Genomic DNA, 24,988 nt, shown 5'->3' with positions numbered 1-24,988 from the left:
AAGTGTTCTGCTGTGCTGCCGCCAGTTGTCGAGTGCGACACTCGCCAAGGATAGAAAATCTTCAAATCACCAAATTTTCAAATTAGAAAGAATCTATTTCTTCTTTTTGATAGGATTCATTACTGGAAGTTTTGCAGTCCATTCTGCTACGCCTTTTTCGATTGCATCTTTGAAGAAACCGAAGTTTGCGTCGCTTTTACCTAATTCAAGCGCTTTTTGTGCCAATGGAACCGCCTCTACGAAGTTGTTCATTTTAGCCAAAATTTGAGCTTTTGTCCATACATTTCTGAACGTTTCTACTGCTCCAACCGACGAGTTAGCCAATTTCAAGGCTTGTTCCAATTTACCTTTTCCTAACAAAAAGTTCGCTGCATTATTCATTGTATTTGCATTGTCTGTGGTTGCTTTCGCAATAGCAGTTTCAATCATTTTGGTAGTTTCTACGCCAATTTTAGCAGATACTTTTTTGTCAGCCCATGAAAAATTCAAGTTGGCTGTACTATCCGTAATATCCGATAAATCAAAGCTGAACGATTCAACTTTGGCAATACCGCTTGCTGCAGCTTTTACACGAAGAGCGTCTTTTTCTTGGCTATACGATTGCTCAGAAGCTGTAATATCTTTGTTAAAAATCAAAGTCCATTCGCTTTGTGAAGGAATAGAGAAGATAGAATACGTTCCAGCAGCTAATTTTTGACCATTTACTGTTACATCGTTCGATAAAGTGATTTGTGTTGCCGCATTAGCACCTGTACGCCAAACTTTATCATAAGGAACCAAAGCTCCAAAAATTTCACGACCACGCACATTTGGGCGAGAATATTTGATCGCAATATCAGTGGTACCAACAGTTTGAGACACTGATGCCGCCGAACTAGGCTGTGGCAAACGCAATTGAGCCGAGGCTGCAAACGAGCCAGATACAAGTAAAGCTAAGAGGAATTTTTTCATGAGTTTAGTAAAAATGATGGTTGAAATAAATTGAATACAAAGCTAAAAGTCTTTCGTGGAGATAGACTATTTTTTCGCTCAAATGCTTAGAAAGTTAGCTATGTAAGATTGATGAGATTGTAACTCTGAGCACATTACGCTTGCTATCACAACAGAATATCCTCAACTTTGTAGTCTCAATTAAAATCCTTATTTCATGCACAGAAAGCAACTTCTTCAACTGCTAGAGCAATACACGCCTGCCGATTCCACTGAACAACTACACTATCAGGCTATTTGTGAGTTTGTTAACCCACAACCAGACTGTTTTGAACGCACTCTATTGATTGGTCACGTTACAGGTTCGGCTTGGATTGTCGATGCCGAACGTAAACACACTTTATTGACACATCATCACAAATTGAATCAGTGGTTTCAGACAGGCGGGCATTGCGATGGTGATCCTGATGTATTGGCAGTAGCCTTACGCGAAGCGGAAGAGGAAACAGGTTTGACATCTGTAAAGGCCATATCTCCGCAGATTTTCGATATTGATGTTCATATCATTCCAGCTCGTAAAACCGAGCCAGAGCACTATCATTACGATGTTCGTTTTTTGATAGAAGCTGATAAAAACGAACCATTGATTGTGAGTTCAGAATCAAAAGATTTGGCTTGGGTAGCTATTGCTGAAGTAGCTAATCTTAACAATAGCGAATCGATTATGCGAATGGCTAGAAAAAGTTTGGAAATTTGAAAATGAAAATTTCAGTTTTAAAACTATTAAAAAAAATGAGTCATCCTAAATTTAGCGCTTTGGTGTATGATTATATGAAAATTTGTACTCCATCTGTAGATACACAATGATTGTGTCTGAGGTCATTTATATCTAACATAGTAGCATCAAAAAGTGGGAGAATAATCCCAATCCTAAAAATTCGGGATGACTCATGCTTGCTGATAGAAACAATCCAATAAACGAGTTTTATCTCCATCAAGTACCCTTTAAAACTTGTACATTCCTAAGAATCGAATTTAACAGTGATTTTTTTGTATTATTTTTCATTAAATTTGTTCTAGAATCATTGTGCAAAAATCTATCTCTTGAAACGCATTCTTTCCATATTACTCGTAGGACTCCTTCTTTATAATATGATGGGGTATTCGGTAGTCTATTGGTTTGAAACCAATAGAGCGGAAGATTCATTTGCACATACCGTTCAACCAATCGCTGGGAAAGATGATTATGTGTTGCTCAAAATGCCATTATCACTCCCTTATCAAACCGACTGGTCTACTGCCAGAAAAGTAAGCGGTATAATTAGACAAGGAGATACACATTATCGTATGGTTTCTCAAAAACTAGTCAATGATACGCTTTACACGGTTTGTAAAATAGACCAATCGGCCAATCAACGATTTTCAAGCCTTGCTTCGCACGTCAACGAACATGTGAGCGAAAAAGCTGGTGACTTCTCGAAAAAATCATCTTCTCAATTACTTAAAAATTTCCTCAAGGAATACATGGCTTCAGACAAGAAGCATGTTGTATTCATTATTGACTGGCTCGAACCACGTCAAAACACTACTCATGTATTCACACCAGAAGTTCGTTCTGTAGATACACAATCGCCCCCTCCACGGCACTGCTAAATTTTACGGTTTGTAGGTATGAGTGATTCACTCATGCTTGTACTTTCTTGGATAAAACATATCCAACAGTACTCCTATGTCCATACAAAACTCTAAAATTCAGCATAGTATGAAAAAAATCTACTCAATCGCAGTTGTCATTTCTTGTATTTTTCTAATAAATTTTAAAAATTTTTCACAAGGATGCGTAGCGGTTCGTCACATGAGCTGCTCAACAGGTAGTGGTACAAGCTCTTCGTCGATGTTACAGCCAGGTCAATGGCAAGTTTCGCTAGGATTTAGAAATCTACATTCTCACAGACATTTTGTGGGTACAGAAGAGCAAACTCAAAGAGCCTTAAATAATACCGAAGTAATTAATGATTCTCAAGGCTTTGATTTGGGTATTTCTTATGCCTACAACAGTCGCTTGAGTTTTGCGCTCAATATTCCATTTGCTGTAAATGTACGTGCGTCAAAATATGAGCATTATGGAAATACCGCCGCCAACTCACAATATTTTGATACCAAATCAACAGGCATCGGCGATATGCGTCTAACAGCAACCTATTGGCTCTTAGATCCGCTAGAGCATGCAAAAGGCAATATTGCTTTAGGACTTGGCGTAAAAGCCCCAACGGGTAATTCAAATGTGCAAGGCCAATTTCACAAACTAGACAAAGAAGGAAAAGAATACCTTCTTACAAAAGCTGTAGACCAATCAATCCAACTTGGTGATGGAGGTTGGGGCGCAAATATCGAAATTCAAGGTTATCAACAATTATTCCCAAAAACCACACTTTATTTCAACGGATTTTATTTGTTCAACCCACGCAATGTAAACAACACGCTGAATGCAGTCTCTAAAGAAGCTGCGGCTAACGAAATCGTCGTATATCACTCAGTGGCAGATCAGTTTGCTGCAAGAGTTGGAGCAAGCTATGCTTTACTTCCAAAAGCAGGATTAGCTGTTAGCTTTGGTGGACGAATTGAGGGAGTTCCAGCACACGACGTTTTCGGCAAAAGTGAAGGTTTTCGTCGTCCGGGCTATATTATTTCAGTAGAGCCTGGACTTATTTATTCACAAGGGAAAAATACATTTGCTCTAACAGTACCAATTGCTACAACTCGCAACAGAATTAAGAGTGTAGCAGACTTGAAATATGGTAAGCACGGCGATGCTGCATTTGCAGATTACTTTATTTCAGCAACCCTTTCTCATCGCTTCTAAACTCTATTTAATGGGTTTGGGGTACATCCATGAGATGTACCTCCAAACCCCACTTTAGTTAGAAAGTAGCATTAAAATATTAAGAAATATGAAATTCAAATCTTTACTATTATCAGGGATTTTAGCATTTACGTCAGCGAACTTGATAGCTCAAAATATGACTGACGGTATTTTTATGGCCAAAAACAATTTTTGTGGAGGTATTGGCTATACACACGATACATGGAACAAATATTGGGAAGGCACCCTTTTTAGAGAGAATAAAAATCTAGGTAATGTAAATACCCAAACTATTACAGCCATGGGTAACTATGGTATTTCTGACCGTTTCAATGTGTTATTCATGCTTCCGTATGTCAAAACCGAAGCAACCAAAGGTACTTTGAAAGGTATGAGTGGAGTCCAAGACCTTACATTGGCCTTGAAATATAGAATCGCTCAAATCAAAAACTTATCAGTAATTGGTTCTGTGGGTGGTTCTTTACCTACCAATAACTATGTGGCCGACTATTTACCCTTAGCTATTGGTATGCAAAGTAAGACACTTTTCACCCGTGGAATTCTATATTATACTCTTCCACATGAATTGGCCATTACAGCACAAGGCACTTATACACATCGTAGTAATGTTCGTGTAGACCGTGAAATGTATTTTTCTGACCAAGCCTATTTTACTAATGAAATGATGATGCCAGATGTAGTAAATTTTGGAGGTAAATTTGGGCATTACTCCTATCGTTGGCAATTGGAAGCTACCTATGAGCAAAATATCGTCAATGGCGATATCGACATTCGTAGAAATGACATGCCAGGATTATGTGCCAAAATGGACTTTACACGCATTGGTCTGGTTGCTGCTTATCGTATCCCACAATTGAAAGACCTACAAATTATGGGAACAGTTGGTCAGATTGTAGCAGGTAGAAATGTAGGCAAATCAACTACTTTCTCTATTAGCATTCTTCAATATATCGACCTTCGTAAAAACAAAGGAGGTGGAGGTATTCCAACAGGACCAATTTGCCGTCCGGGCGATGCGAATCATACAGGAAATATGTCGACAGATGAACATAAAGACGGGCATAAATAGCACTGAAACGCCCCGAACTTCCCCAGTATAAAGGATAAAATCTACTACAGATATGTTTATGTGATTTCGGGAATGTGGATACTTCTAACATTTTGACCAAATACTGTTGAAAATGAGAGGAGGTATTTCCAAAATCAAATTACTGAAATAGACCTTTCCGTAGCTAAACCCTTTATCATTAAAATATTCCTTAATCATTGAAATTTTTGAATTATGAAATCTTCATTCATATCTATAAAAAAACTTATTGCAGCAATTGTAGCATTAGTAGTTATTTGGGCATGCGAAAAAAGTTTGGATAAAGATGGAACAGAATTAGAAACTCTTGTACCTACCAAGATTGATGCCGATGCGGGTAATTGGAAGCCCTATATTTTACAAACAGCTACAGAAGTAGCCCTAGCTGCACCTGAAGACGTAAGTTCTGCTAATTATCAGAAAGAACTTCAAGAAGTAAAGGCTGCAATGGGCAATATTAGTGACGAACAACGCCTAGCTATTCGCTATTGGGCTGGAGGCGGAATTTTGCGCTGGAATCAAATTATGCGTAGTTTGGTGGCTAAACGTAACCTCCCTCCTGCCGAAAACGCCACAGGTGAATATCCTATTCCGAATGCAGCAAATCCTAATGCCGACCCAATTTTCCCATTTGCTAATCCTCCTTATGCATCACGTGCTTACGCTTATGTATCTGTAGCTCAGTATGATGCCTTGGTTGCTGCAATGGCTTACAAACAACAGTATAAACGAAAAGCTCCTTATCAGGTAGATGCCAACATTACCCCAGTTATTGTGAGTAAGTCTACCTTGCCATCATTCCCTTCGGAGGATGCTGTTATGGCGGCGGTTTCTTATGAATTTATGAAACGCCTATTCCCTTCAACAGAAGATACTTTATTTTTATACAAAAAGAAAGAAGAGCAAAAATGGTTTAAACTTTGGGCTGGTGCTTCTACCCGTTCAGATATTGAAGCTGGTGAAAAATTAGGAAAAGCTATTGCCACAAAAATTTTGGCTCGATACAGTTCAGATGGTATGCGTAATGCAATTGGTGTAAAGGCACAATGGGATAGTTTGGCAAAACGTGTAGAAGAAAAAGGGGAAGTAGCATGGAAATCGCTAGAGGACGCCCCTCGCCCCCCAATGCTTCCTTTCTTTGGTAATGTAAAGCCTTGGAATATGACCAACCCTGAATTACAACAATTGAGTATTCAGTACCCACCTTTATCTTATAATTCTCCAGAATTCAAAAAACAGGTAGCTGAAGTAAAAGAATACGTAACGACTAAAGCATCGCGCGAAAATATTGCCATTGTTCATTTCTGGGCTGATGGTGCTGGAACTTATACCCCTCCGGGACATTGGAATGCAATTGCAGAAAAATATATTGTAGCAGAAAAACAATCAGAATTTCGTGCAGCACGTAACTTGGCCTTGCTAAATACCGCCATGATGGATGCTGCTATTAGTTGCTGGTATACCAAAACCTACTATTATTTCCCTCGTCCGAGCCAAGCTGACCCGAGTATCAAAACATTGACGGGAGTACCTAACTTCCCTGCCTATTCATCGGGGCACTCAACTTTCTCAGCGGCAGCGGCTACCGTACTGGGGTTTCTATTCCCATCTGATGCAGCAAAATTCAGTGCTATGGCTTCTGAGGCATCAATGTCACGATTGATGGGTGGAATTCACTATCGAATGGATTGTGAATATGGCCTGAAATACGGAAAACTTGTAGGAGATAAAGCTGTAGCTCGTGGGCAACAAGATGGTGCAAAATAACAATGAAATTTGAAGTATAAAAAATCACCTGTCCTTGGGAAGACAGGTGGTGATTTAACCTCTAAATAAAGACAAAATAAATGGTTAGTGAACTACACCTGCCTAGAAATTCTGGGCAGGTGTTTTGTTTTCGCTAATGCTTTGATTTAAGCTCTATTTCTTGTTGTAGTTTAGTATTTTCTTTTATCAAAGAATCTGCTTTGAAATAAAAATATACTGCCAAAATCAAAAATATTTTTGACAATATAAACACTGCGATAAAAGCAGGGCGCCAAAACTTATGAACCTTTATGTGTGTATTGTCATATTCGACCTCAAGGTAAGTATTCTCCTCTTTAGGTTTGGTTTGATAGTTGCCTGTTTGCTCAGTAAAGTCCCATTTTTTTACCTCCTTAGCATCCTCTTTATATTTCAGCCTGTCTCTGATAGCAGGAGGAGGTGGTATAGCTTGTGCCATAAAATGTTGATTTATTGTGACACTAAGCTGACTTAGGGCATCGGCTACTTCAGGAAATTCGAAAGCATACTGCTCTACCTGCTGTTGCTCAGTCTCATTTGCCACGCCCAACAGATATGCTTCCAGTACACCACTTTCTATGTATGTTTGCGTATTCAATTTGCTTCAAAATTAGGATTAACGAAATAGTTTAAAATACTCATTGAAAGCCTTCAATACTCTCTCTCTTGTGATATTGAGTTTTTCGGCAATCACTTCGGGCTTTAAGCCTTGTTTGAATGATAATTCAAACACAAGTTTAGGAAGAGTATCTTCCGAAACCTGCCCTTCGTTAATTGGTGGAGAAGTAGAGCTAGCGTACTTTGATTTATATTCAACGGCTTTTGCTCTTGCATTTCGTATAATACAAATGGTTTTATTAACCACGTTTTCATTGCATCCTTGCAAAGATGCAGAACTAAATAACGACACCAGCACCTCCTGTGCGAGTTGTTCGTTTGGAATAATCTGAAGAATTACCCCATAAGCCAGCGCTCCATACTGATCATATAATGATAAATAATCAGAATAAACGGTAGGCTTTTTTCCCAATAGATTATTGTTTGACGGTTCCAATATACTTATTTGGTTTTGATGTAATTTCCTGAAAGGAAATGCTTAAAATATTCATAATGCGTATTTTAAACAGGTATGCTTTTACAAAATGGTTTATTAAATATCTAAGTAAAACTAAGGATTAAGACCTGCGTTTCCAAATTTAAAAAGGCTTTTCAAGCTATTACAAGGAATCAATTTAACCAAAATCAATGTCTATATCTACACTTAAGAATTTTTAACACAAAGTATCAAATATTTTTTCCAACTTTGTGTTATAATATAGACTCAATATAGTTATTACATTAGTAAGCAAAATAAAATTTAATTTTTGAGCTTTCGGTTTTCAACTTTGGGCATTCGGCAAGAAGATAGCTATCGTTTTAAAAAAACGTGTAAGACGCTTTGCCTTGTGACTAAAACACAAAACTTCCATTTGTTATTGCAGGATTACTGTATCGTCTGTCAGTAGTCAACACGATTTATTACTCAAACAAAAAAGAAATACATGAAAAAGGCTTTACTTGTAAGTTTACTACTGGGAGGTGCTAGCACTGGTGCTATCGCTCAGTCCGTGGATGACTCAAAGCCATTGACTATCACACCTCAAGTATCCCTCGAACAGTTTAATTGGATTGAAAACTATACCACCGGTAAGGCGGGAGTAAAGTTTGAGCTAAAACCTTCAAGTAAATTAAATGTAAACCTTGATTTAGGTGCTTACAAAAATATAAACAAACCCTATGCCACCCAGTCTGGTGGTGGTGCTTTGAGCATCAACTTTAGCGATTACAAAACTAGTCCTCCTTACTCGGCAAGTGTAAACCCGATGTACAGCCAGCCCAAAGCCAACTTATCAGGTTTTTATGCTAATATTGACGCTGGTGTACCTTTTAAGTTGAGCGACAGTACAAATATAAGCCTTGAACCATTTATTGGCTTGGAAGGCAAAATTTGGACTCGTTCACTCGTATATGGACAAGAAGGAGAACAATCAGTGTTTGAAGAAAAGTACAAATTTCTTTCGCCAGCTTTAGGGGCAAAACTTAACTACACTAGCAAATCTAAGGTGAAGCTAACCTTAAGAATTGGGGTAAGCTATCCAGCTATCTCGAAATTAAAAACGGATGAAAAAAACCTTACTGCTCCCAATACAGAATTTAATTTATCAAAACATCTTTCGCCATCAATAGAGGCGGCGGCCAAATTTAAAAAACTTACGATTAAGATTCGCTACGAAAGGCTCAACTTAGGCTCTACCGATTCGCTAAAAGGAGTTTCCCAGCCATCTACCAAAGCAAATGTAACAGGGCTTTCGATAGGTTATGATTTCTAAAAAGTTTTCATTTTAACTTATCCTAGATATACAAACTGCAAAACATACTTTTTACTAATAAGCCAGAGTTGGCTTCTCTTTAGTGACTAATGCCTATTTTAAAATTTTCATCCCAGCAATAGGCACAGTAATATCTTGATAGATTTCATCAAAAAAGCGGTCGAAAAACAAATTTCGGCCGCTTTTTTGATGAAATCTATCAAATCATTCTAATGTCAAAATCCTTGATGACGTCTATTTATTGGAATAATCATGAGTTTCTTCTTAGAAATTTCTCTCGCCTGCTTCTCGTTTACCCAACATTACAGCTCCTACCATTGCCACAAAGAACAAAATAGATACTAATTCGAAAGGTAAAAGATAGTTACGGTATAAAAGTTTACCAAGATTTTCAACCATACCTGTTTGAGAATTATACAGGGCATTATCAGCTCCTGTACCCAAGTTAATCTTGCGAGTTGCTGCAATGAAGATAACTAATACAGTACCTCCAACAATAGCACCAGCCAACTTGGTCAAATTTGTTTTTGAATCGGGCGAGTTTCGTCGCAAGTCCAGCATCATAATTACAAAAAGGAATAAAACCATGATTGCCCCAGCATATACAATGATATTCACTGCCATCAAAAACTGCGCATTTAACAACACATAGTGTCCTGAAATACAAAAGAAGGTAAACACCAAATACAATACACTGTGAATTGGGTTTTTGGAAAGAACAACCATTAACGCACTAATTAACGTAAGGGCTGTAAGAAAGTACCAAAATTGCATATTTTTCGAATTTAAACAGGTACAAAATACCTTATGCGATTAAATCTATAAATGTTTTTTATTTCCAACCATCACGTAGATAACGGTCATCCATTTTCTCCACGAGTTTATCTTTACCAAAAATCACTTCGTTACGATCGTTGAAAACTGGTACCATTTTATCATGACGCAAGAAAATTGCTTGTTTTGGACAAGCCTCTTCGCAAAGTCCACAGAAAATACAACGAAGCATATTTATTTCGTATACTTTGGCGTATTTCTCCTCACGGTATAAGTTTTCTTCCCCTTTTTTGCGTTCCTCGGCTACCATAGAAATAGCCTCAGCCGGACATGCAACCGCACAAAGTCCGCAAGCTGTACAACGTTCAGCTCCGTTTTCATCTCTTTTTAAGATATGATGACCACGGTAAACAGGGCCTAAATATCTTTTTTGCTCAGGATAACGAATTGTTACTGGCTTTTGGAAGAAGTGTTTGAGGGTAGTTAACATCCCACCTGCAATCGCTGGCAAGTAGATACGCTCTGCTAGCGTTAATTCTTCTTGTTCTAATACTTTCGTTTTATTACTTAATTTCATACTAAGTCAGGAAAAGTTAGGGTATGAAGGCTTTTAGGGATTAACGAGCCAACGCTGTTTTCTTTTTCTTATCTCCAGCAATTGAATGATAAATATACAAACCAGCAAGCAATACTGGAATACCTGCAATTGCAATACCAAAAGATGCCAAAGATGAAAGATTAAATTCTGCTGGCAACAGAATGATAAGACCAGTCCATACGACATTAAACATAGCAATAGGAATCAAACCAGTCCATCCTAAACTCATCAATTGGTCATAGCGGAAACGTGGAAGAGTCCAGCGTACCCACATAAACACGAAAACGAAGAATAATGCTTTGCCCACTAATGCACCAAACCCAATCAAATTAGCGACATTTTCTCCAAACGAATTTAGAACTGTTTCGTAAAAAGGATAATCATAACCGCCAAAATATAAAGTAGCCATTACTGCACCCGATACAAACATATTGATATATTCTGCAAATAGATAGAAACCTAGTTTCATTGAAGAATACTCTGTGTGGTAACCACCGATCAATTCAGTTTCACATTCTGGTAAGTCAAATGGCGTACGGTTACATTCTGCAAAAGCACAAATAATAAAAAGAACGAATCCAACTGGTTGGTAAAGAATATTCCAATGACCATTTTGTTGAGCTTCAACAATTGCTTTAGTTGATAAAGAGCCTGTCATCATCAAAATAGAGATGATAGAAAGCCCCATTGCTAATTCGTAAGAGATATTTTGAGAAGCAGCACGAATAGCACCTAACAAAGAATACTTGTTGTTAGAGGCCCAACCACCTACCAAGATACCATACACACCGAGTGATACGATACCAAATACCCACAAAATACCAATGTTTACGTCGATACCTTGCAAGTCAAATTTAACACCATTACCCAAGTCGATTGTGTCGCCAAAAGGGATTACAGCAGAAGTCATAAGTGCTGTAAACATCGACAAACATGGGCCTAGGATAAAGAGCCATTTACTTGAATTAGCAGGAATAAAATCTTCTTTCATAAACATCTTAACAGCATCGGCAAGAGGCTGTAAGATACCAAATGGACCCGCTCTATCTGGTCCAACACGATCTTGAAAGAAGGCAGCAAAAATACGCTCGAAATAAGTAGAGTACGCTGCCACGCCCAAGGTGATAGCAAATATAACACCTACATATATGGCTTTTGCGGTAAATACTGTGGATGTAAGTTCCATGAATATACAATATTAGTGCTATTGACTACTGTTGAAAGTAGCGACAAAAATTATTTCAACTGCTTTTGAGGCTCTAGGAAAGAGCGGTCACGATTATCGTCGATTTGTTTGTACTGCTCAGCAGCTTGCTTCAATGGGAAAGCAGGTTTGATAGAGCTTGCCCCATATTTGTTAGCTGAAATCACAGAATGACGCGCTACCTTCATTGGTCCTTCGATAGTCCAATCTGAAGTTTTCTTACGCTCAAAACGACAAGTATTACAGATAAAATCTTGTACTTCGCCCCACTCGTTTTTACGAGCCGTAACGCGAATTACTTCATCGCCACGATACCACAAGGTTACTTTACCAGAGCATTTTCCACAATCACAGTGAGCATCTACTGGCTTAGTAAACCATACACGGTTTTTGAAACGATACGTTTTATCAGTCAAAGCACCAACAGGACAAACATCAATCACGTTTCCTGAAAAATCGTTATCAATCGCTTTCTCGATATAGGTACTAATTTCGGCATGATCGCCACGATGCATTACACCATGAACACGGCCTTCAGTAACTTGATCTGCAGTGTACACGCAGCGATAGCAAAGTACACAGCGATTCATATTTAATTGAATGTATGGCCCTAAATCTTGTGGCTCGAACGTGTTACGCTCTTCGATAGTACGAGTTTTAGAAACACCATGTTCGAAAGCAAAATCTTGTAAATGACACTCTCCTGCTTGGTCGCAGATAGGGCAGTCAAGTGGGTGGTTCAACAACAAGAATTCTACTACACCTTTACGAGCCTCAAGAACCTGAGGGTTTGTCGTATTTTCTACAATCATACCATCTTGTACCTGAGTAATACAAGAAGGAACCAATTTGGGCATAGGACGAGGGTCTTTTTCAGAACCAGCCGTTACCTTCACTAGACAAGCACGGCATTTACCACCCGAACCCTTCAGCGGTTCGTAGTAACACATTGCAGGCGGAGCCACATGTGCACCAATCTGACGAGCGGCCTGCATAATAGTGGTACCCGGTTCTACCTCAATAGTAATGTTATCAATAGTTACTTTCATTGTTCTCTTATTTGAAGATTTGATAATTTAATCGTTTTTACCTTCAATTATCAAATTTAAAAGACTTATTTATAGGAAAATTGTATCCATTTTACAATGTCCAACTAGCACCTTCACGCATAAACACTGCACCAGGCTTAGTAGCTTCTTCAGGATGTTTTACGTGCCATTCAAACTCATCACGGAAGTGACGAATTGCTGCCGCTACAGGCCAGGCTGCTGCATCACCTAAAGGACAAATCGTATTTCCTTCAATTTTCTTGGCAACATCAACCAACAAATCGATATCTTCCATACGACCTTTTCCATGTTCGATACGATGAACTACCTTGTCCATCCAACCTGTACCTTCACGGCAAGGCGAACATTGACCACAAGATTCATGATGATAGAAACGAGCAAATGTGAGGGTATTGTGCACAATACAAGTAGTTTCGTCCATTACGATAAAACCACCCGAGCCCAACATCGTACCTGTAGCAAAACCACCATCGGATAATGACTCATAAGTCATCAAACGGTTTTCGCCATTAGTTGTTTTGAGGATTAACTCTGCTGGTAAGATAGGCACCGACGAACCACCCGCAACCACTGCCTTGAGTTTGTGTCCGTCGCGAATACCACCGCACCATTCATCAGAATAGATAAAGTCTTCGACTGTAATACCTAGAGGAATTTCATAAACACCAGGTTTGCGTACGTGTCCAGATACTGAAATCAATTTGGTACCAGTACTACGGCCTACTCCTATTTTTGCATATTCTTCGCCACCATTGTTTACAATCCAAGAAGTAGCAGAAATTGATTCTACGTTATTAACTACGGTAGGGCATTGGTATAAACCTTTTACCGCAGGGAATGGAGGCTTGTTGCGTGGATTACCACGTTTTCCTTCCAAAGACTCCAACAGGGCTGTTTCTTCGCCACAAATATAAGCACCACCACCAGGTTGCACATACAGGTCGAGGTCATAGCCAGAGCCTAAAATATTTTTACCCAACAAACCTTTATCATAAGCCTCTTGAATAGCTTTTTCAAGGATGTTGATCACATACATCAACTCACCACGGACATAGATGTATGAAGTATTTGCTCCTAGCGCATAAGAAGATACAATCATACCTTCGATAAGCGTGTGAGGAGATTTCATCATCAAATAATGGTCTTTGAACGTACCAGGCTCTGATTCGTCGGCATTACAAACCAAATAGCGAGGTACACCCTCTGGTTTCGCCAAAAATGACCACTTCATTCCTACAGGGAAACCAGCACCACCACGACCACGTAAACCAGATTTTTTCACTTCTTCAGTTACTTCGTCTGGAGCCATTGTTTTGAGGGCTTTTTCTACCGCTGAGTATCCACCATGTTTACGATAAACGTCGATGGTTTCAATACCAGGTACATCAATATGTTGGGTTAATATTTTCATGTGATTAAAAAATACATTAAAGCATGAAATGTTTTTCAAGAAAAGTCGAAAGTGCTTATTCTGTCCAATCTTTCCCTTGTGAAATAATATCTTCTTGTGCCAAATTTGCAGGGTTTGCATAAATAGCTACCCCATTATAATAACTTGTTGGAGACACATCTTTCGGTTCTGCACGATGCTTCGGTTGCGCTTGTACCGTAGAATAATGGCAAACAAAAGACTTACGTGTCATTTCGGCATTATTAATACGACTACCGCCATGTGCAAGTGCTCCGTGCCAAATCAAAATATCGCCCTTTTTGATCAAAAGTACTTTCTTTTGAATGCCAAACTTAGCACATATTTTATCTAAATATTTACCAAATTGGTCTGGGCTAAATAGTGACAAACCGTGTTTGTACAAAATACCAGTTACTCCAAAATGAAACTTCGGTAATTTATGAGAACCCGGATAATAGAACAAAGGACCCGAATCAGGGTGGACATCTTCTAGGGGAATCCAAGCGGCTGCCAAATGACTCGGAATACCTGATGTAACCCAAGGATAATCCTGATGTGTACTTTGTTGACTACTATACTTAAAAATTAAGCTTTGAAAAGCAGTAAGGTCATTGTCCAATACCGCACGCAAAAAAGCCACAATATTGGGATGAGTCATCACCTTTTTCGCACCAATCGAGGCATTGTGATAGTCGTTAATACGAGCACCTATACTTTTCAATTTATCTTTAGGTATATCTTTCAACTTGGCATCCTTAGTATTATTAAATTGATATACCAAGGCTGTCATATCATACTGCTCGTGATTTTCGATAGTTTGTTCTACCTCATTCCATAAATTATCTAACCATTGGGTAGGTAAAACATTCTCTAATACCACATAACCATTTTCTCTCCAAAATGAAAGCTTTTCTTTTAAATCATAGGGCAAACTGCCTGTAATTTGAGCTTTAGCAATTACTTCATCCAATGAAACATCCCTATCTACAAGAGGTAAAGTGTCATGGTCAAAATCATTAGGACCTTGATGAGCCACATAATGTCTCAAATAGTGATAAGGTCGTCTAAAGGTATTTTTCAAAAAAGCTATCATTGTTAAAGGTGTTTACTAAATTGGTTTAGTATGGTTATTTTGAAAGTTGCTCAATAATTTCGTCAACCTTTTCAGTTGTTAAATTCATATAGAATTGCTCACGAATCTGGAATACAGGCCCCCAACCACAAGCTGCAAGGCATTCTACTTCTTTGATTGTAAACTTGCCATCGGCTGTTGTTTCGCCTGTTTCTACGCCTAACTTTTTCTTCAAGTGGTTGTAAACTTCGCCACCGCCCATGAGGCAACACGGGCCTGTACGGCAATATTCAATTACATGCTCGCCTACAGGCTCAAGGTGGAACATCGTATAAAAAGTAGCTACTTCATAAACCTCTACAGGTTTGATATTTAATAAACCAGCTACGTAATCCATTACTTCAGGACTCAACCAACGCCACTCGGCTTGCGCTAAGTGCAAAATTGGAAGTAATGCAGACTTTTGTTTACCTTCTGGATAACGTTTGATGATTTTGTGTACCCTCTCCAACGTATCGGCTGGAAACTGAACGGTTTGTATGTTCGTCATGTTCGGTATTAGTATTTCGGAAGGAATACTTTTGAAGACTCCTTTTCGCTTCTAACTAAATATTTCTACTAAAACTATTGGGTCGATGTTTTTGAAATGGACTTATCTTAGGTATCCAACTCGCCCGCAATCACGTTCATTGATGACATGGTAATAATGGCATCTGAAAGTGTTGAACCTTTAATCATTTCAGGGAAAGCCTGATAATAGATAAAACAAGGGCGACGGAATTTCAAACGGTAAGGTGTACGACCACCATCTGAAACAAGGTAGAAACCTAATTCACCATTTCCTCCTTCTACAGAATGATATACTTCGCCTACAGGAGCATCAATTTCACCCATCACAATCTTGAAGTGATAAATAAGCGCTTCCATATTTTGATATACTTCTTGTTTTGGAGGCAAATAATAATGAGGAGCGTCAGCGTGATAAGGCCCTTCGGGAAGATTGTCCATAGCTTGTTGGATAATACGCAAGCTTTGCCACATTTCCTCGCCACGAACTAAGAAGCGGTCATAAGTATCGCCAGTAGTACCCACAGGAATATCAAACTCAAAATCCTCATAAGAAGAATAAGGATTCATAGCACGTACATCATAGTCAATTCCTGTAGCACGCAAATTTGGCCCTGTAAATCCATAGTTCAACGCTCTTTCGGCAGAGATAGCCCCCACACCTGTAGTTCTATCCATGAAAATACGATTGCGTTTTACTAAACTTTCAAATTCTCTGAGAGCCTTAGGAAAATCATTTAGGAAATTTTTGATTTTACGAACTGCTTCAGCAGAGAAGTCACGCTCCATCCCACCAAAACGCCCCATGTTGGTAGTCAAACGAGCTCCACATAGTTCTTCGTAAATTTCATAAATATGCTCTCTCCACTGCATTACGTACAAGAAACCTGTCATGGCACCAGTATCTACAGCGAGTACCGAATTACAAATAATGTGGTCAGCAATACGAGCCAACTCCATCATAATCACACGCATGTATTGTGCTCTTTTAGGCACCTCAATACCCAACAGTTTTTCTACAGTCATGTGCCAACCCATATTATTAATAGGTGACGAACAGTAGTTCATACGGTCGGTAAGCGTTGTGATTTGATAAAAAGGACGACGTTCAGCAATTTTTTCAAACGCGCGGTGGATATATCCTACCGTTTGTTCAGAATCGATGATAGTCTCCCCATCCATGGTAAGGATATTCTGGAAAATACCATGAGTGGCAGGGTGAGTAGGACCAAGGTTGAGGGTGGTCAACTCATTAACATATTTTTTGTTTTCTTCTGATTTGGCGATTCCTACATTAGGACTCGACACTAAAGCAACATCTGACATATTTCGCTTGGGTGAATGAGCTACCGAATAGCAACCCGATAGTGATCAATTATTACCTTCCAAATAAAGAATCTATCTTATCTTGACGAGTAGCATCTTCCATTGGGTATTCTTTTCGCATAGGATGGTAGTCCATATCTTCTACATTCAAAATGCGGATAAGATTTGGATGTCCTTCGAAAATAATTCCATAAAAATCGAATGCTTCACGCTCCATCCAGTTTGCTGTAGCATAAAGCCCTGTGATGGTTGGTACTTTAGGAGACTCGAGCGGAACATACAATTTAATAATCAATCGTACATTATTTTCGAGGCTATGCAAGTGATAGATAACGCCAAATTCTTGACCTACAGCATCAGGAAAGTGAATACCCGCTAAATCGGTAAGAAATTGAAACTTGAAAGTGGGATGTTGATATAAATAATGCAAAAGAGGTACGATAGTATCTACAGAAGTGGTTACGTTCAAAAGACCGTAATTCTCCATAATTCCATAAATTTTATCTTCTCCAAATTTTGCTACTAAGTCTTGAGCAATTTGTTCGTTTGTCATTGTAAACGCTGAAATGATAGACTAATGAAAAAGGGCTTTTAGTTATAGGTTTTACTATAAACTATTCAATACCATAAGAAGATAACAATGCCTTGTATTCAGACGATTCTCTTCTTCTTCTTTGTTCTGATTTGGCTAGCTCCTGAATTTCCATAAAACCATCAAGGATTTGCTCTGGACGAGGAGGGCATCCTGGCACATACACATCGACAGGAATAATGCGGTCGATACCTTGCAAAACAGAATAAGTATCAAACACACCACCAGAAGAAGCACAAGCGCCCACTGCGATTACCCAACGAGGCTCGGCCATTTGAAGGTACACTTGTTTTACAACTGGAGCCATTTTTTTAGCAATGGTACCCATTACCATCAAAACGTCGGCTTGACGTGCTGAGAAAGAAAGACGTTCTGCACCAAAACGAGCTAAGTCATAGTGCGAAGCCATGGTTGCCATAAATTCGATACCACAACATGAGGTAGCGAATGGTAAAGGCCAAAGTGAATTTGCTCTTGCCAAACCAACCAAGTCATCTAGTTTTCCAGCGAAGAATCCTTGACCTTCTAGTCCCTGTGGGGCATCTACTGTCTTTATTATTCTATCACTCATTGTCTTATTCAATTAATAATATTTGATGTCTTTCTACCTAACTAGTTGTTGAGGTAGAAGGTTTTATAGAGAAAGAGGCTTTGAGAATTATTTTTCCCAGTCAAGCACTCCTTTTTTCAATACATAAATAAAGCCTGCTAAAAGAAGACCCATAAAAACTACCATTTCCAAGAAGCCGTCCCATCCTAAGGTCTTAAAATTTACAGCCCAAGGATACATAAAAATAATCTCTACGTCGAAAAGCACAAATAGAATAGCTACCAAAAAATATTTTACAGAAATTGGCGTACGAGCGTTTCCAACTGACTCGATACCACATTCAAAAACATCATCTTTGGCTTTACTATGTCTCTTTGGCCCTAACCAGTGTGTAGCCACCATTGTCAGTACGATGAATGCAAGTGCTGCCCCTATTTGGACAATAATCGGAAGGTAGTCTGATGGTTGATAGTTCATTTCTTTGTCTTTAAGTTTTGAAATTTGCCTACAACGGCGCTTTTCTCTCGGTGCTTTTTGTCAATATATTATAAATGAGAGACTTGTATTTAGCTCGTTGTGAGATTGTTTTTGCTATCACAGCTTTTTGATGGTCGCACAGCAACAATTTCAGAAATCAAGTCGCAATTTACTGATAAAAATTTACATGAAGTGTTTTTTTTACCTGAAAAAGCAACGGAATTATTGTGCTTGAGCATGATTACTTAGATGTTTTTCAGGATTTCAGCTAATTCAGAATTATTCTAAATTAGACAAAACTTTTGTTTACATGGATTTAATATCTGTCTTTCTTTCCGGAAATCTATTCGTAAAATAGCCAAACACTAAAATCATTTTTCTTCTGGCTCTTGTATCTTGACGGATGGTGCATTTTTTATCAAAATACTATTGATAATTTCTTGAAAATATTGCCCGTTTTGAGGGCCATACCAGTTCATCACCCGAGTCTCATAACTATTCAAATCATAATGGCTATCCTCTGTGATATATCCTACATAGCTTCCATCAAAACTAGTTACCATAAGATTTAGATGTTGAGCCTGAGCTGTTTTTAGAACTTCTGGCATCAATTCGCCACTGAAATCACAGGGAGTACCTACAAAAATGGTATTCCCCAACTGAAATACTTTCATTTCGGCTGGGTATTCTCCAAAAAATGTTTGAAATACCCAAGGACGAAAACGTAGGTCTTGCGACACTCGCACCTGCGGGGCGCGCATCGACAACGGAATCACCGAGGCATGGAGGTTATCCACAAGCGCGGTTTTTATTTGTGGATTAATTTTGGCGATTTTTTGATAAAGACCATCGGCCATACGATTGAGTTGAGCATAATCATCTTTCATCTCCTCTCCTATTGGACCAGTACTGCCAACAGAGCCAGCCATAAACATGGCAAAATCGGCTTGATCTTTTTCGAGTTTATCCACCAAGACGCCAGGATAATCTCTTGACAAAACCATTTTATCAGCGTTGAGCGTGGTAGCATGTGCCGAATACACACAAATCAAAGCATTTTGACCATTGTCTTTGTGAATTTTCAATAATCGTACAGTCGGGTCTACCGTACCTTTTTCATGAACTAATCTATTAAAAACTAGCTCTGGCGTGTCTATTTGACCATAACCTATTTCGGCAGCGGTGGTATTTGCATCCGCTAATTGGATAGCCTTGACAATTTTGTTGGCGATGTCCTCCACCACTTCGGGGTGATATTTTCCAGCAAAAAGTTCTCCAATGGCATTTTTACCCCATGCACCTATGCTATTGTGCGTGTGTGTAGCACCTATAAACACGTGCTCCCATGAGAAGCCAATTTTACCCAATCTATCTTGCAAACTCAAACGTACCTCTGGCGGAATAATCAGCAAATCACAAGAAACCATCGCAAACTTACGACCATTATCAAATACCATAGCTCGTACATAAATCGAATCATGCACGCTCTGATAAGGTTTGCCATCGCGATTGCCATACCCTGCCGTAGCCAATGGCTGTGAGGGTGTTAGGTTTACTTTTGCCCAACCTACATATACCGAATCATATTGGGGCTCGGTATCGGGTGTATAGTCAGCCAGCCAGTTTTGCATTTGAGCATAAAACTCGGTTTGGTGTAACTCTGTTCTGTCTACCGTCGTAAAAGTCCCAATAGCAGCTATTACAATTAGCGCCAAGAAGCCTAAAATAATATTTCTGAAAATCTTCATGAGCAGTTTGTGATTAAACCAATAAGTGTTTGAGCGTATTTTCATGAATAGGTCAAATACACTTTTACACTTTTCTCAAAAATAAAACTCCTCACCTAAATTTAGATGAGGAGTTTCAAGAAAAATGCTTTTGTATTAATCTCTTCTATTTCCGAGTAAACGAAGTAGATATAAGAATAAATTGATAAAGTCTAAATACAAAGTCAAAGCACCCATGATAGCTTCTTTATGATCTTCGTCTGTGCCTTCGTTGCCGATGATATTCATTTCTTTGATTTTTTGAGTATCATAAGCTGTTAAGCCTACAAAAATCAACACGCCAATAGAGCTGATAACCATACCAAACATATCGCTTCGCAAGAAGATATTAACAACACCCGCAATTACTAAACCGATAACACCCATGAATAGTAAGCTTCCCCATGAGGTTAAATCCTTTTTGGTATAATATCCATAAGCAGCCATCACCATAAACATGGAAGCAGCAATACCAAATACATATACAATCGAGTCGGCAGTGAATATAAAGAAGATTACCGAAAGTGTTAATCCATTCAAAATCGAATACAGAAAGAACCAAACAGTAGCAGAAGTAGCCGACATAGTGGCTACACGCGACGATAACCACCACACAACCCCTACTTCAGCTATCATCAATCCATAAAAGGTAAACTTGCTGCTAAAAATAATTTCAACGATTTGAGGGGTACTTGCTACACCAAAAGAAACCGCCGCGGTAACAATGAGAGCCAAAGACATCCAACCAAATACTTTGGTCATATAACGAGCCTGCTCAGCCTGAACAGCCTCTTGTGAATAATAAGGTGAATACTGATTGTTTTGCATACGTTTGTTGTAATTAGATTGTAATACGAATCTTAAGATTACAAAAGCAGTATTGTAAGTTCTACAAAGTACCTATAATGTAACATAAGATTCAATTTTATCTCTGAGGACACTATGTTACTAAAATTCGTTGGCATTGCCAAAAATTTAACAAGAATTGATTCATTACTAACGAGAAATGTAATACTTGTGCTATTTCAAAACTCTTTTTTACAATCATATTAACAATATAAAAAGCTCCATCACAATCTATCAATTATTCGGGAATCGATTTTTTCCTACTTCCAATTGTGATACCAATCTTTAGTGTAAGAAAATTTAGTTCATATTGAGAAGAAGACAAAATGAAGTTTTGTTCTATTGATAATCTGAAGTGTTTAATGTCAAGTCCTCCTCTTAGAGAAGCTCCCATTTTATCATATTTATGTTGCGCATTTTCTGCCTCAAAAATTGCGTTATAAATACCAAAGCCGACGCCCAAAAAAGGTCGAGTTCGTTTTTGTCTCACATAATTTCCAATACAATATTCGGATGTGACTAAATAAGAAGATACGCTATTTATGGGGCCTGAAATAATTGGACCTGTTGAAGAAATACTACCATAGGCATTAGATGATTCAAATTTAAGTCCTACAGATACCTTATCGTTAAAGCAATATTTGGGTTCGATGGAAATGCCTCCTCCGAAAGATGAGGATGATTTTGCCATACCAACTAATAAGTCTAGCTTGAAAGGGTTATTACTTTGCGACCTTACCATGAGACTGTAAGTTAGCAATATCGAGAGCATACATATTTTTGACTTCATAGGGTATTTGAGGAGACTAGATGTAAACTAATTAATGATAAGTAATCATGCAAAATAAGATTTAAGTTATGTGTTTAGGCACTAGGCAACAGGCATAAGGCAAAGAGTATTAAATGTTTTTTTAGTAACGATAGCATTTTTTTTGCCGAATGCCGATATCTGAGAGCCAAAGGCTAAAAAATTTAAGTTTATTGTGCATACCAACTTACCTAAACAGTATCAGCCTTAAATTTTAAGCTATTAGCTTTCGACAAAAATCCGAAAGCTAATGGCTCAATGCTACAAACTACACAAACTTCGTTTTACCGGGTACTGCTACTGGATACAAACCATTTGCATCTGGTTTGAGTGGCATATCGGCATCCCAAGCAAATGTTTTTGGCGCAAGGTCTAAGCCTGAATTAATGGCTTTGTCCCACGTTATTACCTGACCCGAATAAGTAGCCATTCTTCCTAGAATAGAGGTCATGGTTGATTTAGCTCCGTTTTCGGCATCAGCAAACTTATATTGTCCTTTGGCGATTGCTTCAAACAATTCGTCATGTTCTACTTGGTAAGGGTTAGGGTCTTTGCTACCATTATGTTTAAACAAGGTATTTCCTTTGTAGTCGGTAATATGTCCTGCATCAAACATAATTTTACCTTTTGTCCCCACTACTAATTCATCAACTTTTGCCCAAGTCCCCTTAATGTGGCGACATTGAGAGTTGAGAATCGTCCCATCGGCATATTCGAACTCAACGATATGGTGGTCAAAAATTTCGCCATAATCTTTTCCTTTTCTTACCTCACGACCGCCCGTTCCTCTAGCTTTGACAGGATAAGAGTTTTTAGCCCAGTTGATTACATCTATATTATGAATATGTTGCTCAGTGATATGATCGCCGCATAACCAGTTAAAATAATACCAGTTACGCATTTGATATTCCATTTCGGTTTGACCCGCTTTTCTTGGATTTACCCACACACCATCATTATTCCACCAAGCCGAAGCAGATACAATATCTCCCACCATACCATCTTGAAGGCGCTTCATGAGCTCACGGTAAGAAGTCTGGTAATGACGTTGCAAACCTACAACGACATTTAGTTTTTTTGCTTTTGCTTTTTCGGCAGCAGCTAGTACTCGTTGTACACCAGCAGGGTCTGTGGCAACAGGCTTTTCCATAAAAATATGTTTACCTGCGTTCACAGCGGCTTCAAAATGTAAAGGGCGAAATCCTGGAGGCGTAGTCAAGATAACCACATCCGCCAAAGGAATTGCTTTTAGATAGGCATCAAATCCCACAAAACGTCTGTCGGCAGGGACATCAATTTTTGATTTCAAGTTCTCAAAATCATCGCCTGTTATTTCTTTGTAGCAATTGTCTAAACGGTCTTGGAAGGCATCTGCCATAGCAACCAATTTCACATTTTGCTTGGTACTCAATGCCTGAATAGCGGCACCCGTACCACGTCCACCACAACCTATCAAGGCAATCTTGATGGTATCGTCGACAAGACTATTAAACATACTTGCTTCCGACAAAAACGGAGTAGCAATTAAACTTCCAGTAATTAGCGATGTACTTTTAACAAAATCGCGTCTAGTTTGACTCATAGTTAGCATTAGTTTTAGAAAATGAGAGGTATTTTAATATTGGATTTGGGATGTTGGATTTGGGAATTGTATGATACTTTTTTATAGAAAATAAAGGTAATTTTTCATATTTCCGAAATCCGACATCCCAAATCCGCAATAGTTTAAGAGCTTTATCACAAGACAGAGCACCATGGCAATTTCCTATGCTCCTGTTCTCTTACACCCTACTTTAATACTTTTGCAAAAAAGGCTTCGACTTCTTCTGCCGAAGGTTGTTGTAAAGGTTGTACAATTCGGAATCCTACAAAAGGCGCATCGGCATTCCACCATTTACTTTTGGGTACTTGTGGGTCGCGACGATTCCAGATAGGGTCGGATTTCAAGCGATTAGCACTGCGCAATTCTTTCGCTTCATCTTTATAATTGCCTCCTCGCACTGTACTCGGATAGCGCTTTAACTTTTCGGAATAAGGATTTTCTTGTCCCGCACTCAGTTTTTGATAAAATCCTTCATCGTATTGGTCCATTGTCCATTCGGCTACGTTGCCCAACATATCATATAATCCCCAAGGATTGGGCTTTTTTTCACCTACTCGATGATAATGTCCTTCGGCGTTGGCACCATACCAAGCATATTGAGCAAGGTCTTTTTCATTTTCTCCAAAAAAGAAACGAGTTTTACTCCCTGCACGACAAGCATATTCCCATTCGGCTTCGGTAGGTAATCGATAGAAAATTCCTGTTTTATGATAAAGCCATTTGCAATACATCAGCGCTGCATACTGCTGCATCGAATTAGCAGGAAAACCTCCTACTTTACCCATGCCCAAGGTAAAATCTATATAAGGTGGACTAGGACGAGTAATGGCATCAGGCTTTGGCTCAGGGTCACGTTCCTCCTCAAAAAACAGTTGATATTCGTCGTAAGTCACTTCAGTAGCACCCATCCAAAAAGCTGAAAGTTTTACCTTCACTTGTGGTGATTCATCGGGCTCATGTCCCGATTCGCTTTCTGGACTACCCATGGATAATTCTCCCGCTGGAATCGCTACCATTTTAAATTTGACAGTAGTATTAGGAATTGTTTTTTCATAAGATTGGAAGTTTTGAGCTTTGGAGATACCAAAAACAGCGGTAAATAAGCTCAAGGTCAAAAGAGTTTTTTTCATAGAAAATTACAAGGTTGATAGTCAATATTAAATTGAGATAACTATAACATATATAGAAACATACTTTACTAAAATACTCCTTCTATTTCGACACCTACCCAACAGACCCTCACAGTTTGTCTATGGTTATTGAGTGATT

25 protein-coding genes are annotated in these 24,988 nt (G+C 38.7%); 6 read left to right on the top strand and 19 right to left on the bottom strand.

Features of this window, described 5'->3' with window-relative positions; all coding sequences use genetic code 11:
- Positions 1–93 precede the first annotated feature (93 nt).
- Complete coding sequence (locus ACOVQ4_RS16320; protein WP_421821689.1) at positions 94–951, bottom strand: DUF2911 domain-containing protein; 858 nt, start codon at positions 949–951, stop codon at positions 94–96.
- A gap of 196 nt (positions 952–1,147) precedes the next feature.
- On the opposite strand from ACOVQ4_RS16320, the gene ACOVQ4_RS16315 reads away from it, so the two are divergent.
- The 5 genes from ACOVQ4_RS16315 (at position 1,148) to ACOVQ4_RS16295 (ending at position 6,668) form a co-directional block, all read left to right on the top strand.
- Positions 1,148–1,687, top strand: a complete 540-nt coding sequence (locus ACOVQ4_RS16315; protein ID WP_421821688.1) for an NUDIX hydrolase — start codon at positions 1,148–1,150, stop codon at positions 1,685–1,687.
- A 347-nt stretch (positions 1,688–2,034) separates the two neighbouring features.
- Positions 2,035–2,583 carry a hypothetical protein gene (locus ACOVQ4_RS16310; RefSeq protein WP_421821687.1) on the top strand — a complete coding sequence of 183 codons (549 nt, stop codon included), beginning with the start codon at positions 2,035–2,037 and terminating at the stop codon, positions 2,581–2,583.
- A gap of 109 nt (positions 2,584–2,692) precedes the next feature.
- Entirely contained in the window at positions 2,693–3,793 is a 1,101-nt protein-coding gene (locus ACOVQ4_RS16305) for a hypothetical protein (RefSeq protein ID WP_421821686.1), read from the top strand.
- Between the two features lie 88 nt (positions 3,794–3,881).
- Entirely contained in the window at positions 3,882–4,883 is a 1,002-nt protein-coding gene (locus tag ACOVQ4_RS16300; RefSeq protein ID WP_421821685.1) for a hypothetical protein, read from the top strand.
- A 213-nt stretch (positions 4,884–5,096) separates the two neighbouring features.
- On the top strand, positions 5,097–6,668 hold the full coding sequence (locus ACOVQ4_RS16295; RefSeq protein ID WP_421821684.1) for a phosphatase PAP2 family protein: 1,572 nt from the start codon (positions 5,097–5,099) through the stop codon (positions 6,666–6,668).
- A gap of 133 nt (positions 6,669–6,801) precedes the next feature.
- Here the strand turns inward: ACOVQ4_RS16295 and ACOVQ4_RS16290 are convergent, their stop codons facing one another.
- Together ACOVQ4_RS16290 and ACOVQ4_RS16285 are read right to left on the bottom strand one after the other, a co-directional pair.
- The gene (locus ACOVQ4_RS16290) at positions 6,802–7,284 is read right to left on the bottom strand and encodes a hypothetical protein (RefSeq protein WP_421821683.1); all 483 of its coding nucleotides are present in this window, start codon (positions 7,282–7,284) and stop codon (positions 6,802–6,804) included.
- A gap of 18 nt (positions 7,285–7,302) precedes the next feature.
- Positions 7,303–7,740, bottom strand: a complete 438-nt coding sequence (locus ACOVQ4_RS16285) for a hypothetical protein (protein WP_421821682.1) — start codon at positions 7,738–7,740, stop codon at positions 7,303–7,305.
- Positions 7,741–8,227: 487 nt separating this feature from the next.
- Here ACOVQ4_RS16285 and ACOVQ4_RS16280 point away from each other — a divergent pair, with 487 nt between their 5' ends.
- On the top strand, positions 8,228–9,055 hold the full coding sequence (locus ACOVQ4_RS16280; RefSeq protein ID WP_421821681.1) for a hypothetical protein: 828 nt from the start codon (positions 8,228–8,230) through the stop codon (positions 9,053–9,055).
- Between the two features lie 264 nt (positions 9,056–9,319).
- Here the strand turns inward: ACOVQ4_RS16280 and ACOVQ4_RS16275 are convergent, their stop codons facing one another.
- The 16 genes from ACOVQ4_RS16275 to ACOVQ4_RS16200 all read right to left on the bottom strand — a co-directional run bounded on the left by ACOVQ4_RS16275 (position 9,320) and on the right by ACOVQ4_RS16200 (position 24,849).
- Positions 9,320–9,829: an NADH-quinone oxidoreductase subunit J gene (locus tag ACOVQ4_RS16275; RefSeq protein WP_421821680.1), complete on the bottom strand. Its 510-nt coding sequence runs from the start codon at positions 9,827–9,829 to the stop codon at positions 9,320–9,322.
- A 58-nt stretch (positions 9,830–9,887) separates the two neighbouring features.
- Entirely contained in the window at positions 9,888–10,406 is a 519-nt protein-coding gene (locus ACOVQ4_RS16270; protein ID WP_421821679.1) for a NuoI/complex I 23 kDa subunit family protein, read from the bottom strand.
- A gap of 40 nt (positions 10,407–10,446) precedes the next feature.
- Positions 10,447–11,613 (bottom strand): NADH-quinone oxidoreductase subunit NuoH, encoded by a 1,167-nt coding sequence (nuoH, locus tag ACOVQ4_RS16265; protein WP_421821678.1) that lies wholly within the window; start codon positions 11,611–11,613, stop codon positions 10,447–10,449.
- 50 nt (positions 11,614–11,663) lie between these two features.
- The gene (locus ACOVQ4_RS16260; RefSeq protein ID WP_421821677.1) at positions 11,664–12,680 is read right to left on the bottom strand and encodes a 2Fe-2S iron-sulfur cluster-binding protein; all 1,017 of its coding nucleotides are present in this window, start codon (positions 12,678–12,680) and stop codon (positions 11,664–11,666) included.
- Between the two features lie 91 nt (positions 12,681–12,771).
- Positions 12,772–14,112 (bottom strand): NADH-quinone oxidoreductase subunit NuoF, encoded by a 1,341-nt coding sequence (gene nuoF / locus ACOVQ4_RS16255; protein WP_421821676.1) that lies wholly within the window; start codon positions 14,110–14,112, stop codon positions 12,772–12,774.
- A 55-nt stretch (positions 14,113–14,167) separates the two neighbouring features.
- Positions 14,168–15,205, bottom strand: coding sequence for a phytanoyl-CoA dioxygenase family protein (locus ACOVQ4_RS16250; RefSeq protein WP_421821675.1), 1,038 nt, complete (start codon positions 15,203–15,205; stop codon positions 14,168–14,170).
- Positions 15,206–15,239: 34 nt separating this feature from the next.
- Positions 15,240–15,734: an NADH-quinone oxidoreductase subunit NuoE gene (gene nuoE, locus ACOVQ4_RS16245; protein WP_421821674.1), complete on the bottom strand. Its 495-nt coding sequence runs from the start codon at positions 15,732–15,734 to the stop codon at positions 15,240–15,242.
- Positions 15,735–15,841: 107 nt separating this feature from the next.
- Positions 15,842–17,077: an NADH dehydrogenase (quinone) subunit D gene (gene nuoD / locus ACOVQ4_RS16240; protein ID WP_421821673.1), complete on the bottom strand. Its 1,236-nt coding sequence runs from the start codon at positions 17,075–17,077 to the stop codon at positions 15,842–15,844.
- A gap of 52 nt (positions 17,078–17,129) precedes the next feature.
- A complete protein-coding gene (locus tag ACOVQ4_RS16235; protein ID WP_421821672.1) occupies positions 17,130–17,630 on the bottom strand; it encodes an NADH-quinone oxidoreductase subunit C in 501 nt (166 codons plus the stop codon).
- A gap of 61 nt (positions 17,631–17,691) precedes the next feature.
- Positions 17,692–18,240: an NADH-quinone oxidoreductase subunit B gene (locus ACOVQ4_RS16230; RefSeq protein WP_421821671.1), complete on the bottom strand. Its 549-nt coding sequence runs from the start codon at positions 18,238–18,240 to the stop codon at positions 17,692–17,694.
- Between the two features lie 87 nt (positions 18,241–18,327).
- On the bottom strand, positions 18,328–18,696 hold the full coding sequence (locus ACOVQ4_RS16225; RefSeq protein ID WP_095161391.1) for an NADH-quinone oxidoreductase subunit A: 369 nt from the start codon (positions 18,694–18,696) through the stop codon (positions 18,328–18,330).
- A 371-nt stretch (positions 18,697–19,067) separates the two neighbouring features.
- On the bottom strand, positions 19,068–20,489 hold the full coding sequence (locus ACOVQ4_RS16220) for a neutral/alkaline non-lysosomal ceramidase N-terminal domain-containing protein (RefSeq protein WP_421821670.1): 1,422 nt from the start codon (positions 20,487–20,489) through the stop codon (positions 19,068–19,070).
- 90 nt (positions 20,490–20,579) lie between these two features.
- Positions 20,580–21,290, bottom strand: a complete 711-nt coding sequence (locus ACOVQ4_RS16215) for a Bax inhibitor-1/YccA family protein (protein ID WP_421821669.1) — start codon at positions 21,288–21,290, stop codon at positions 20,580–20,582.
- A gap of 256 nt (positions 21,291–21,546) precedes the next feature.
- Positions 21,547–21,999 (bottom strand): hypothetical protein, encoded by a 453-nt coding sequence (locus tag ACOVQ4_RS16210; protein WP_421821668.1) that lies wholly within the window; start codon positions 21,997–21,999, stop codon positions 21,547–21,549.
- 385 nt (positions 22,000–22,384) lie between these two features.
- Positions 22,385–23,698, bottom strand: coding sequence for a Gfo/Idh/MocA family protein (locus tag ACOVQ4_RS16205; RefSeq protein ID WP_421821667.1), 1,314 nt, complete (start codon positions 23,696–23,698; stop codon positions 22,385–22,387).
- 206 nt (positions 23,699–23,904) lie between these two features.
- On the bottom strand, positions 23,905–24,849 hold the full coding sequence (locus ACOVQ4_RS16200; protein WP_421821666.1) for a formylglycine-generating enzyme family protein: 945 nt from the start codon (positions 24,847–24,849) through the stop codon (positions 23,905–23,907).
- Positions 24,850–24,988: the final 139 nt, after the last annotated feature.

Source organism: Flectobacillus sp. (genome assembly GCF_049240685.1).
In the GTDB taxonomy this organism is placed as follows: domain Bacteria; phylum Bacteroidota; class Bacteroidia; order Cytophagales; family Spirosomataceae; genus Flectobacillus.
This window is presented reverse-complemented; position numbering and strand designations above follow the sequence as displayed.